Annotated in this window: 10 protein-coding genes; all 10 read right to left on the reverse strand. The window is 46.7% G+C overall.

The annotated features are described in order from the left end of the window. Positions 1–278: 278 nt before the first annotated feature. The 10 genes from FHS57_RS14000 to FHS57_RS14045 all read right to left on the reverse strand — a co-directional run bounded on the left by FHS57_RS14000 (position 279) and on the right by FHS57_RS14045 (position 13,344). Positions 279–1,067, reverse strand: a complete 789-nt coding sequence (locus FHS57_RS14000) for an SDR family NAD(P)-dependent oxidoreductase (protein ID WP_183974593.1) — start codon at positions 1,065–1,067, stop codon at positions 279–281. Between the two features lie 319 nt (positions 1,068–1,386). Next, positions 1,387–2,337 (reverse strand): dihydrodipicolinate synthase family protein, encoded by a 951-nt coding sequence (locus FHS57_RS14005; RefSeq protein WP_183974595.1) that lies wholly within the window; start codon positions 2,335–2,337, stop codon positions 1,387–1,389. 11 nt (positions 2,338–2,348) lie between these two features. Next, positions 2,349–3,260 (reverse strand): DMT family transporter, encoded by a 912-nt coding sequence (locus FHS57_RS14010; protein WP_229601345.1) that lies wholly within the window; start codon positions 3,258–3,260, stop codon positions 2,349–2,351. A gap of 109 nt (positions 3,261–3,369) precedes the next feature. Next, positions 3,370–4,494, reverse strand: a complete 1,125-nt coding sequence (locus tag FHS57_RS14015; RefSeq protein ID WP_183974600.1) for a mandelate racemase/muconate lactonizing enzyme family protein — start codon at positions 4,492–4,494, stop codon at positions 3,370–3,372. Next, on the reverse strand, positions 4,494–5,453 hold the full coding sequence (locus tag FHS57_RS14020) for a 3-hydroxyacyl-CoA dehydrogenase family protein (RefSeq protein WP_183974602.1): 960 nt from the start codon (positions 5,451–5,453) through the stop codon (positions 4,494–4,496). The genes FHS57_RS14015 and FHS57_RS14020 overlap by 1 nt, the downstream gene beginning before the upstream one ends. Before the next feature lie 99 nt (positions 5,454–5,552). Further along, a complete protein-coding gene (locus tag FHS57_RS14025) occupies positions 5,553–5,942 on the reverse strand; it encodes a RidA family protein (RefSeq protein WP_183974604.1) in 390 nt (129 codons plus the stop codon). 317 nt (positions 5,943–6,259) lie between these two features. Then, a complete protein-coding gene (locus FHS57_RS14030; RefSeq protein ID WP_183974606.1) occupies positions 6,260–7,063 on the reverse strand; it encodes a creatininase family protein in 804 nt (267 codons plus the stop codon). A gap of 130 nt (positions 7,064–7,193) precedes the next feature. Beyond that, complete coding sequence (locus tag FHS57_RS14035; RefSeq protein ID WP_183974607.1) at positions 7,194–8,981, reverse strand: RagB/SusD family nutrient uptake outer membrane protein; 1,788 nt, start codon at positions 8,979–8,981, stop codon at positions 7,194–7,196. A gap of 243 nt (positions 8,982–9,224) precedes the next feature. Continuing rightward, entirely contained in the window at positions 9,225–12,389 is a 3,165-nt protein-coding gene (locus FHS57_RS14040) for a SusC/RagA family TonB-linked outer membrane protein (protein WP_183974609.1), read from the reverse strand. A gap of 316 nt (positions 12,390–12,705) precedes the next feature. Beyond that, the gene (locus FHS57_RS14045) at positions 12,706–13,344 is read right to left on the reverse strand and encodes a GntR family transcriptional regulator (RefSeq protein WP_183974611.1); all 639 of its coding nucleotides are present in this window, start codon (positions 13,342–13,344) and stop codon (positions 12,706–12,708) included. Between the last annotated feature and the right edge of the window lie 11 nt (positions 13,345–13,355).

Genomic DNA, 13,355 nt, shown 5'->3' on the forward strand with positions numbered 1-13,355 from the left:
TATCCGAAACGAGGGTTTCTCAAAACCCCGTCAATATAAATCACCCGCAAGCTGGGTTCTGAGCAACCCTTGCTGGAGGTTTTGAGAAACCTCCAACACATTTGCGTGCTTTCGGATACTCCTATCCGAAACGAGGGTTTCTCAAAACCCCGTTTTAATATAAATCACCCGCAAGCTGGGTTCTGAGCAACCCTTGCAGGAGGTTTTGAGAAACCTCCTCCACATTTGCGTGCTTTCGGATACTCCTATCCGAAAACAGGGTTTCTCAAAACCCCGTTTTAATATGTTGCTCTGCCTCCCGATAAATCGAAGGTAAAGCCCGTAGTGAAACTGTTTTTTTGCGAAATGATGTAAGCGGCCAAGTCGGCGGCTTCGTCCAACGTACCACAACGTTTCATAGGAATCTTGTCCGTCATGTATTTGACCTGAACTTCGGGCATGGCATCCACCAAAGGTGTACGAATCACCGCTGGTGCCAAGGCATTGACCGTAATACCGTCTTCGGCATATTCCTTTCCTTGGACTTTGGTCAAACCAATCACCGCGGCTTTGGAAGCTGAGTAGGCCAACATCCCCGCGTTTCCTTCTTTTCCCGCAATGGATGCGATGTGCAAAATGCGCCCGTATTTTTGAGCTAACATCGACGGTATCACTGCCTTTGAAGTGTAGAAGCAACTCATAAAGTTGACATCAAACACCTTTTGCAAGTTTTCGGTGCTTACTTCGTGGCTTTTTAGGTTGGTAACTCCCGTGATACCCACGCAATTGACCAAAATATCTACTTTCGAAAAGCGCGCTACTACGTCTGCCACGGCTTCTTGTACTTGGGCTTCGTTGGTAATATCGAGTCCGATGCGCAGGGTTTGCTCGCCATAGGATTCAAATTCTTGTTGAAGCCCTTTTTCGTTAAAATCTAGCAATGCCACGTGGGCTCCCTCAACCAAGAGTTTCTTGGCTATTGCCAAACCTATGCCTGATGCCGCTCCCGTTACAATGGCTATTTGTCCGTCAAATTCCCTACAAACGTTGTGCCTCTCCGAGGCAATTTTTGATGATGTTATTTCCATTTTCTACAAACGTTTTGCCTCGCCGAGGCAACTTTTGATGCCGTTATTTCCATTTTCTACAAACGTTGTGCCTCTCCGAGGCAACTTTTGATGCCGTTATTTCCATTTTCTACAAACGTTGTGCCTCGCCGAGGCAATTTTTGATGCCGTTATTTCCATTCTCTACAAACGTTGTGCCTCTCCGAGGCAACTTTTGATGCCGTTATTTCCATTCTCTACAAACGTTGTGCCTCTCCGAGGCAATTTTTATCTATTCGACATTCTGCACTCTGCCTTCGACATTTAACCTCTCGAAAGTTTTGAACTTTCGAGAGGTTATTTATACTGCTTCGGCTACTGGGCGAATGGCGTAGGTTTCGTCGTTGAGAACGTCGATGACCCGTTGGTTCAATTCTTTGATGTAGCTCACACTCGACGCGTCTGGAATGTAGGCTGCTTTGCGGGCGATGCTGTTGCTCAACACACCCCGCGCAATAAGCAATTCTTTTTCGGCGTAGTGGAACAACTCCATGTTTTGCAACGAGAAGAAAATTTGCGGCATTACTTTTTCAAACAAATCAAACGCTTTGCCGTCTTCCCCGTTACGGCGCAAATCAAACACGCGTTGTAGAATATCGGCCACGGCCAACCCTGGCATAACACCCTGAATACCAATCGGCACCAATTCGAGCATGTACAAGCCCCCCCATCCTTCAAACAAACCTACCTTGCCTTTGGTCGCTTTGATGATGCTCTCAAATTTAGGCGCACAAAGTGGTTCTTCCAGTTTAAGGTATTTGAAATTCGGGTTTTCGTCCATCAACTCTTTGATAAATTCTACACTGATGGAAGCGCCACCTGGGTTAAAATCTTGAATCAATACAGGCGTATTGGGAATCGACTGAAGAAACTCCGATAGGTATTGTTTCAACGAGCTTTCGGGCAGGCTGAAAATACGAGGTACGGCCAACGACACCACATCGGCACCCGCTGCTACGTTGGCTTGGGCTAACCGAATCGCTACTTTCAGTGATGGATGATTCGACTGTGCTACAATCTTGATACGCCCTGCTGCGTGCTCCACCGCCACGCGTACGACTTGAAGCTTTTCTTCGTCCGTAAGTTTGTAAAACTCACTGGCATAGGCGGGTAAGCAAACCGCTTTAATGCCTCCTGCAATGGCGAAATCGATCAAATTGCGAAGGGCGTTTTCGTCGATTTCTTCGTTTTCGGTAAAGGGTGTGGGAACAATCGGGACAACGCCGAATAGCTCGTTTGTTAGCTCTGACATATCTGTACTGATTATGGATTATTATTAATCATTTTTTTTTGTTGCACTCTGCTATCTACAATAGAAAGGATAAGGGTAGAAACTAGCACTAGAAGGCCGCCGATAATGGCCTGTGAATTAAGCTTTTCGCCCAGCCAAAAAGCGGCAATCGGAAGTCCCATAAACGTAATGAGGTAGTTGGATAAAGCCACTTGGGTCGCGTCCAAATGTTTGAGGGCTTTAAAAAACAATACCATCGAAAGGAAGTTATGAAACACCGTCAGCGAAATCATCCCAATCCAGGTATTGGTGGTAAATTCGGGAATTTTGCCAAACATTTCGGGTTCGTAATAGAGCACCAGCGGCGTAAGCAAAATACACATCACAAGGTAGGTATAAAACACCATTTCGATTTCGGTGTATTTCTCCGCAATTTTCTTACAGCCTACGTTGTAGTACGCATTGCCCAAAATAGCCAAGAAAATAAGTACATTTCCCAACGCGTATTTGGAACTTAAATCGACCCGCTTGATGTCGTCCGTGGAGCATAGTGCCACCCCAATAATCGCAATGGCAAAACTGACCCAACGGGCCACATTCATGCGTTCTTTGAGTATCAAGAAGGCAAAAACCGCCGTAATGACGGGCAAGGTAAGCACCAAAATGGCCGCATTACTGGCCAGGGAATACTGCGTTCCCCACGTCATTAGTACTTGTGAGGGAAAAGCACCCAACGCCGCCAACTGCACGAAAATCAAGATGTCGGAGAGTTTTTTACCTCCTTTCTTAAAATCGCGTACCACAAACGGCCCTAGCAAAATCGTAGCCAGTAGCATCGGTGCCCATACCGTAAAATACGGCCCGACTTGGTCTTGCGTCAGCTTGATGCTCGTAAAATGAAAGGCCCACATAAAGTTACAAGCAAACAGTATGGTCCAAGACATTGCCGATTTTTTCATAGTTCTTTTATTTACCCCCCCCCTAACCCTCCCCTGTTAGGGGGGGACTTTTAACTCCCTTTCCCTAATAGGGGAAAGGGTTGGGGATAGGGGTTTAATGAATCATTTCACTCACTTTATATCTATCCAACGCCTTTCTATCCAGTTCGATACCCAGTCCTGCGCCTTGCGGGACGAGAGCCGCGCCGTTTTCAAATTGAATGGGAGTAACAATCAAATCATCCTCTCGAACCAATTCTCCAAATAAATCAGAGGGAATGGTACAGTTGATACTCGCCGCCGCGATGTGTAGTCCCATGGTTTCCGATATCCCTAAGTCCACTTCCGAACCTCTCCAACACGCTTTCCCCTCTAAATGAGCGATTTCGGCCAACAGTACGCAGTTATAAGCCGAACCGTTAAAATTATACCCATCCACGGCATCGGCACGAACAAAGGCAATCATGTCGCGGATGTCTTGGGTGTATGGCAACGAAATATGACGGTACATTGGAATACCCAACGTTTCGCGTAAGTGCTTAAATCCTGCTACGTCGGCGTGCAAAATAGGGTCTTCCAAACCTAGCATGATGTCGTTTTCTACGCCTTCCATCAATCGAAGCGTGGTAGCCACATCCGTCCAACGTTGGTTGGGGTCAAGCAATATTTTAATACCATCTCCGCATTTTTTCTTGATTTCAGCCGTCCACAAACGCACAGGGTCTTCGTCGGAGCACTTAAATTTGAAGGCTTTGTGGCCTTTTTGCATGGCTTCGTAGGCTTTTTGCGCGGCATCTTCGGGCGTTCGGCGACCCGTCCAACCAAAGCAATCGACGCGGTCGCGGTAGGCTCCACCAAGCAATTGAGCGACGGGTACGTTCAGTATTTTGCCCACCACATCCAGCACCGCCGTCTCAAAAGCTTCGTAAATTCGTTGGTCGGTCACGGGCAATCGACGCCAGTTTAATTGGAGTACATTTTGCCCAACCAGTGTTTGCATGGCCTCAGACAACTGCTCTTTAGAAGCGCTTCGGTAGGTTTCGCCGATGCCCGTCAGGCCATTTTTAAGCGTAATTTCAATGATCCACTTGGGCTGATTGGCAAACTCCGTCCAGCGCTCGCCCGTCAAAAACTTCTGGGCAAAGGCGGCGTCTTTGTCTATTACCTCCTCCGAATTTAGGCTTCCGGGCTTGGCAGGCACAATCACCTCCGTGGCTTTAATGGTGTGGATAGTCGTCATTAGATATTTTCAATCGAACTGGATGAATACTTTTTGGCTAATTTTCGGACGTCATAGCTAAATTCAATGAATTTTTCCTCCCAACGCTCGGCACTTTCGGGCGTGTAGGTGTAAAATCCGTGGGCATTGCTAACGCCCTTGGCACCTGCCGACACGAGGTCGTCAATAAAAGCAGGTGCTTCGGTAGCGTTGCTGAGTTCTGGAAACAAGTCTTTCATAACAGTAAGGTAGGCTGGAATACCCGTCAGGTCCATGAATCGGAACGGTCCTGCAAACGTAATCCAGTACCCCAAATCGTTTCGTAACGAACGGTCCACGTCTTCCATAGTAGCGTAGCCGTTTTCGACCAAATAAAATGCTTCGCGCAGCATGGCGTACATGATGCGGTTGGTGATAAACCCACGAATGTCTTTTTTCAACAATGAAGGCTCTTTGCCCCAGCTTTCGGCCAACTCGACCATTTTATAGGCATATTCTAACTGCGAATCTTTCCCACAAATCACCTCCATAAAACGAGTGATGTGGGCAGGCTCGGCCCAGTGAATTCCCAACACTCGCTCGGGATGTTGAAGTCCACTTTGAAGTACCGTGACAGGAATCGCCGATGTATTGCTACCGATGATGGCCGTAGGCGAAAGCACCGTTTCTAGCTTTTTATAGACACTTTTCTTTTCGTCAACATTTTCGATGATGGATTCAATCACCACTTCGTGCCCCGCCATCTTAGCGACGTCGTCGGTGATGGTATGGCGTTTTACTACCTCTTCGGGACGCTCAGTTAGGATACCTTCTTGGTGAAGTTGTTCCAAAAAAGAGAGAATACGCTGCCTTGCTTCATCCACGATGCCTAGGTCTTTGACCAATGATGTCACCTCATGCCCCGCCGCTAAAATGCAGGTGGCAATGCTGCTTCCCATCAGTCCTAGCCCAACTGTACCAATGCGTTTTGTTTGATTCATACTCTACAAATTTGAGAATTTGAAAATTCGGCAATGTAAGAAATACATCGTGTCATTAATTTTCAAATTGCCTCATTTTCAAATTAGAAAATTGTCCCTCTATTTTTGAGCAATAATCGCTATCGCGTCAATTTCAATTTTAATTCCGTCCGACAACACCGACTGCACGGTGGTTCTGGCAGGTTTGATTCCCTGAAAAAACGAGGCATAGGCCGCATCGTAGCGGTCGAAGTCGTTGATATCTTCTAAATGAACGGTACATTTGACGATGTCATCAATCGTTCCCCCTGCGGCTTCGACTACCTTCTGCACGTGTGAGAGGGTTAGCAGGGTTTCTTCTTCGATGGTACCGTGAATCACTTCTCCCGTGGTCAAGTCGAGTGGACCTTGTCCGCTGATAAACAACCATTCACCTACCATCACTCCTGCCGAATATGCACCCGTATTGGCGGCTTTATCGGGATGTTTTATTTCTATTTTTTTTGACATAACTATGTTGATTTTCAAAACTTTCAAATCTTTTTTATTTTACCAAAATGTTCGCAAAGAACCAGGTTGACCGCATTAAATAGCTTTTTATTGCTCCAGAGGAGCTACATCTTAGTAGAAAGAATGACCCAGGTATTCCCCCAAGCCCCATCGGGGTGACATCTTTCACCGAGAGTCAGTCGCCCCGACGGAGCCTTGGGAGGTGGGGGACGTGTTTGCTTACCTTTTTCTACTAAGATTTAGCCTCGCTGAGGCTACTTTTTTTAAATGCGTTTAACCTGTCAAAGGGCATTCACTTGTGTTTCTTTGTACAATTCTTAGGGTTCTTTGTGGTTAAAAAGCCGCTCCGACAAAGGCCAGTTTTTGAATGATTCTATAAATGTAATTAATCCTTTGATAGCCTGTTCTACTAAATACTTTCCTTTTTCGGCCGTCCCCAATTGAGGCTCACCGCTGCTGCCATTGCTCGAAATAAAAGCCGTTTGTTTGAAAACCGTCACGCCGCGATAGGGCTCATCGTCTTCCCACGGAATATAGCCATTGCTTTCGGGGCGTTGTGCCCTTTCGACGCGCTCCATCCACACTTTATCGGCAAATAAGTGAAGCATCATGCTTGTTTCGTACTCACACGCGTGGCTCAGGGCAGGGCTTTCCATTGGTGGTTCGCCCGCAAAGGCTTTTCCGCCGACCTCCCAATACGTTGCCAACGCAATAGTAGGCTGGTGGCTTACGTCAAAACGCTTGCTCAACACCGCCAATGCTTGGCGCACGGGGGTGATGTTTCCCCCGTGGCCATTGAGCAAAATAATCTTTTTAAAACCGCTTTCTACCAACGACCCCACCAAATCCATCACCACTTGGGTATAAAGCTCGGGCGAAATACTCATCGTTCCCCCCAAGGATAAATGATGGTGGCTCGACCCAAAAGGCAGCGTAGGACAAAGCAACACCGACTCTGGTAAGGCTTTTTCTATCTGCTGAGCAACGTACGTGACAATGTCGGTATCGGTCGAAACCGACAAATGTGGGCCGTGTTGTTCGATGGCGCCCAAAGGCAACACCACCACCTTGTCGTTGGCTGCCTCGTTGAGGTCAGGGTATGTAGAAGCGTAAAAAAGCATGGTGTATTTGTTATTCGTTATCTGTTACTGGTTATCCGTTATTAGTTATCCGTTAACTGTTAGTGGTTATTTGTTACCCGTTATTGGTTCAGATAACAGATACACAGATGCCGGATACACAGTTAACAGCCTAATAATTAGGATTTTGTTTCAATACGGGTTGACCGTTTACTACACTTAGGTCGATTTGAGCTTGCGGAATAGGGTACAACTCGGTCTTCCCTTTCTTAAACGTCGCACCTTTCATGTAAGTAAAATCATAGCCAGGGATGGTCGTTTCGTGCTGCACGTAGGCATTCAAAACGTTGGCCATGTAGCCCGTTCCATTGTCCCAACGGCGAAGGTCAAAGTAACGATGGCCTTCCATTCCAAACTCAATTTTACGCTCAAAACGCACCGCTTCCCGCGCAAACTCTTTGCCTTTGGCCGTAAATTCGGTGGTGTATAAGCCCACTTTGTAATTGGCCGCTGGTTCGTTGGTCACCCCTTTTAATGGTGCGGTGTTGTCCACATACTTTTTCACCCATCCCGCTGGATTTGCCGCCCGTGAACGTACACGGTTGACATACTCTTGCGCTTTTGCCAAACTTCCCACTTCTACCTCTGCTTCTGCCGCCCACAACAATACATCCGCAAAACGAATCATGGTGTAGTTGTTGGACGTCCAACGCGATGACGATGAAGTAGTTGCGGCTGCCGCTTGGTAATAAATACTCTTGATAGGACTATACGGCCCTGCGACCGACTGCACGCGAATCCACGCTTTTCCTGGGTGCAATCCCCAATCCAAATACGGTATTCCGCGACGACCTACCGTCCAATCCAAACGCGAATCGAGCGTTCCTGCATAAGGCGTAAACGGTGTGCTACTTTCGATTCCTTGGTCGTTGGTAACATCCGAATTGTTGAACGTATCAATTAAAGGCAAGCCCGTAGTAGCATCCGTTTTAAACGAATTGACCAAACTAAACGACGGCTGATACGCTCCGCAGCAAGTAGCAGGGCCGCCCATCGGGAAGTTGAGGGCATCGCCGTAGTTTCCATTTTGGAACGATTCGGCAATCGACATTTGCACGGCAAACACCGATTCTGGGCCGTTTTTCTTAGAAGGGTTAAAGTTGTCGGCATAGTTGACCAACGCATACTTTGCTCCCGACGAAGTTACTCCGTTAGCAATCACATCTTCCAATACTGTTTTTGCTTCTGTGTATTTGTCTTGGAACATGTACGTTTTGGCCAAAAACGCCTTCGCTGCCCAGCTATTGGCACGGCCTACTTCGGTTTTAGTACCCGAGAGATTATCAGCCGCAAACTTAAAATCGGCCTCAATTTTAGGCCAAGCTGAGGTGGTATTAGCTACCTTGTAATTGTCGTTGGCGTAGCTGATGCTTTCGTCCAAATACGGAATATTTTCCCACATTTTGGCCGCTTCTAAATGATAGACTGCACGCAAAAACGTTGCTTCGGCTTTGATTTGCTTGGCTTCTTCAGCCGAAAGCGCGGGGTCATTGGTTTTGGCCAAAACCCGCAACACGTCGTTGGCGCGCTGCACTCCTGCGTACAATACCATCCATTTGTTGTTGAACGGTGCCAACGTCGCGTCATAGTTGTAACTTTCAACGGCTTCCATTGGTGGCAATGCCGACGCTTGCGTTCCTGTATGGGCGTCGTCAGAGGTTACCCCGCCAAAAATCCAGTTGCTCACCCCCACAAAATAGTAAGTAGTGTTAGGCACACCCCAGCCGTCGAGCAAGGAATACGCCCCCGTCAAGAGACCATTCAAACCTGCTTTGTTGGCAAGGGTAGCTTCGCTGGTAGAACCCAACGCCCCGATTTCGAGGTATTCTTCCTTGCAGGAGTTGGTTGTCAAAATCAACCCCAACCCAGTCGCATATAAAAGTGTTTTAAATCGTTTCATGTAAGTCAATGTTTAGACTGTTATTGGTTATCAGTTAATTCAGCGATTAAATTCATTTTTTAACCGACAACGATTAATAGAGTGTTAGCCAAGTTTTTTTAAAATTTTACCCGCAGATTAACGCAGATTGAGAGCCGCAGATAACGCCGATGAATGGCTTCATAAAGTCTTTTTTCAGCGCAAATCTGCGTTTGTATTAGTCAGCGGCTTCTGCGGGTAACTAATGAAATTATTTACTTAACTTTAAAAAGAAAGGTTTAGACCAAAAATGAAGTTCTTCTGGTTGTTCGGATAGTTGGCATAGTCAATTCCAAAGGACGAACTGTTTCCGCTCAACTCTGGGTCAAGACCCGTGTATTTGGTGAACGTAAACAAGTTCGCGGCCTGGGCGTACAAGCGAAGTTTGCTCATACCATATTTTTTGAGGAACGACGGTTGCACAGTATAACCTACCATCAACGAACGCATTTTGAGGAACGACCCATTTTCTACGTAAAATGAGTTAGAAACCCCCGACGAACTGAACGAGCCCGTTGACTCAATTTTTGGAATGCTGCTGTTGGGGTTTTCTGGCGTCCAAGCATTCAACAAATCATTGCTTTTTGCCCCAACATACGTACTAAAGAAGTGCGTAAACGACCGTACTGTATTGTAGATTTCGTTGCCTTGTGAGCCGTACAAAACAGTTGAGAAATCAAAGTTGCGGTAAGTTACGCCCAAGTTTAAGCCGTACGTAAAGTCAGGGTTAGGGCTGCCAAGGAAGGTACGGTCGCTGGCGTCGATTTTGCCATCTGCGTTGACGTCTTCGTATTTAAAGCGGCCTGGTGCGGCTCCCGATTGGGTGGGCGACGAGGTCACTTCGGCGTCGTTTTTAAACAACCCAATCACTTTGTAGCCAAAAAACGAGCTTACAGGCTGACCGATTTGGTTGCGAACAACGTTTCCGAGGTTTTGGGTGTTGGCACCGTCAAAATACCCTGGGCTTGGTGTGTTTACGACTTTGTTTTGGTAGGTCGTAATGTTGGCACCAATGCTAAATTTCAAACTTGGGCTAATCGTTTGGCGGTAGGTCAAAGCCAAATCCACCCCTTTGTTTTGGATGTCACCAATGTTCACCGTTGGTGCCGTAGCTCCCCCAGCCGTAGCAGGAAGCGGTTGGCTAAACAATAAGCCATTGATTGACTTTTTGTAGTATTCGACCGAAACGTCCAATTTGTTGTTCAAGATAGTACCGTCCAAACCGATGTTGGTCACGATGTTTTCTTCCCATCCTGTATTCGGGTTTCCGATGCTTGTTTGGGCAAAACCCTGTGCCAACGCACCGTTTCCGCCAATGTCGTAATAGGCATTAGCAAACGTACCCCCGAAAAGTGTATAGGCATTCTGCGGACTTACGTTGTTTTGCGAACCGAGCACCCCATAGCTTCCTCTCAATTTCAATTCGTTGAGCCAAGCAACATCTTTCAAGAACTCCTCACCCGTCAAGCGCCAGCCGAGCGATACCGAAGGGAAAATACCGTAGCGGCGATTGGCGCCAAAACGCGACGAACCATCGCGACGAACCGTTACGCCCACCAAGTATTTGTCATCAAACGAATAATCAACACGGCTAAAAATAGAGAACAACGTATTGTTGTAAGCGCTGCTACCGTTGGTAATGTTGATGGTTCCGTTCGATAAGCTCAAATAATCGAAATTGGTAGAGAACAAGCGGCTTGCCGAACCAATGAGGTAACGTCCGTAGTTACGAATCGCTTCCGAACCCACAATTACCTTCAAATTGTTTTTGCCAAATGAATTGGTGTAGGTCAACGTATTCGTCCACATGGTGTTGCTGTTGTACAACGCAATTTCCGAAAACGAGTTAGGGTTCGTGTTACCTTCTGAATTGTTATAAGGGGTAAAGTTGAAGTTCGTAGCATACTGGTTATCAATGCTTCCACCAAAGCTGGTGCGTGCCGTAAAGTGCTTCAAGAAATCCACTTCGGCATACACGTTTCCAATCACATCCCAAGCGTTGCTTTTGTTGTTGATGGTGTTCATCTGTACCGCTACAGGGTTGGACGAACTTCCCAATTCAGGGCCTGCGAACGTTCCACCGTAGTTACCTCTGATGTCATAGACAGGAATAATCGGCATCGCACGGTACGTCCAAGCGATTGGGTTACCTGTGCTCAAGTTGTCAAATCCTGGGTTGCGTTTGTAGAACATATAGACGTTTTCACCCACCCGAATGTTATTTTTAATCTTAAATTGGGTGTTGATACGCGCCGAATAACGCTCCAAGTAGCTTTTGAGCATCGTTCCTTGTTGGTTGAAATACCCCAACGACACCATATAATTCGACTTATCAGTACCGCCGCTAGCCGTTAAGTTGTGGCTGGTCATGGCGGCAGGCTTAAACAACTCATGGAACCAATCGGTACCTTCTTTGTTTACGGACTGAATCAAGTAGTTGCGACCTGGGTTATTGGCATCAAAATTATACTTGGAAGGATCCACCGCTGCATCGCCTGCTTTACCCACGCCCGTTGCACCTGGGCCTCTATACGTAAAGTCAGGAAGACCATTTTGGAATAAACCCGTCGTTGGGTAGGCAACTTTGGTCAAACGCGCAAAATCCGTTGAATTAAGTAAGTTAAACACGTTTCCTTTCAACGGTTGTTGGCTTCCGTAGTAAGCATCGTACGAAATAACGGGTTGGCCTGACTTTCCTTTTTTGGTCGTCACAACAATCACCCCGTTTGAACCACGTACCCCATAAATGGCCGCCGCACCCGCATCTTTTAAGACTTGAATCGACTCCACGTCGTCCGAACTTACATCGTTGAGTTCTGCCTGAACGCCGTCAACGAGCACCAAAGGCTGCGTATTTCCAAACGAAGTAATCCCCCGCACGAAGATATTGCTAGGGCTTCCTGGCGCGCCTGAGCTAATGACGTTGACCCCAGCCGCCTGACCTTGAAGGGCTTGCACCGCCGAACCCGACGGAATCGATTTCAACGCCTTCACATCCACCACCGACACCGAGCCTGTAATGTCTTTTTTGCGCTCAGCCGAGTAGCCCGTTACTACCACTTCCCCGAGGGTAGTGGTGGAAGGAACTAGTGAAATGTTAAAAGTCGTTTGCGAACCTACATTCACCTCCTGCGCTTGGTATCCAATGTACGAAATTACCAACACCGCATTCGAGCCAACCGTCAATCTAAATGTGCCGTCGGCACCCGTGATGGCACCATTTGTCGTATTTCCTTTAATAAGCACCGAAGCGCCTGCAATGGGCTGAGAATCATCAGCCCCCACCACTTTACCCGAGATTTGGGTTTGGGCGTACACCGCAACGGACATAAGTAGGCAAAGCAATAGCATACTTACCCCTTTTTTTCGGAGTAGGAAGAAGTCATTCATGTGTGTGATGTTTTTTTAAAGAAAAGAGTTAATAGTAAATAGGGCTTTGCATTTAATGGTGTTTTAATAAGGGTTATTGGTAACATTCTCAACTCTCCAAATCTAGTTAGGCATTACGCGACTTTTGCCTACATATCTTTGCCGAATTTGTTTACAAAGAAAACTTATTTTTGTAAACAAAAAAAGTTATGTTAATTTTTTTTTACGAAACCCTTTCTTTCCCTATCCCCCTCAAAATCAAAACCCCAAGGGTTTACTACGAGCGTAGCTTACCCTTGGGGTGGTCAGAATACTGTTATATAATATAGATAAAGGCTTAATCTAGCTCCAGCGCCTCTACTTCTCCACGAAGCAAGTGCTTCGAAAGCGTCTCCTCCGCCAACTTTACATCTTTCTCTTTCAATGCTTTCAATAACTGCCGATGTTCTTGGTCGGTGAGCTCGTAGTCATCCATGTGGGTTTGGGATTTACCCAGCTTTTGGTGGAAGAGTGGAATGTTACTGATTTCGTAAATGTCTTTTAACTTGTCATTTTGGGCAAAATCAATCAGGGTTTCGTGAAATTTCACATCCGCCTCGCAAGCCCCGCCAAAATACCCACGCTCTACCATCGACGAGAAATCATTACAAATCTCCTCCAACTTACGAATCCCCTCGTCATCAATCTTTTGAATGGCCAACCGAATTGCTCCTAGCTCTAATATTTCGCGCAATTCGCGTATCTGACGTACATCTTCCACACTCATCGACTTCACAAAGTACCCCCCTTTTTCGCCCGTTTCAATCAACTGTTCCCCCAATAACCGCGTCAACGCCTCACGCACTGCCATGCGGTTCACATCTAAACGCTTGGCCCAGATGTCTTCCTTTAGTCGAGTACCCGACACCAGTTGGTTCGACAGAATTTTTTTGCGAAGCTCATTATATACTTTATTAGCGAGGGAATCTACTTTCATTTTTTGTAGTC

It is taken from the genome of Runella defluvii (assembly GCF_014195535.1).
GTDB lineage: Bacteria > Bacteroidota > Bacteroidia > Cytophagales > Spirosomataceae > Runella > Runella defluvii.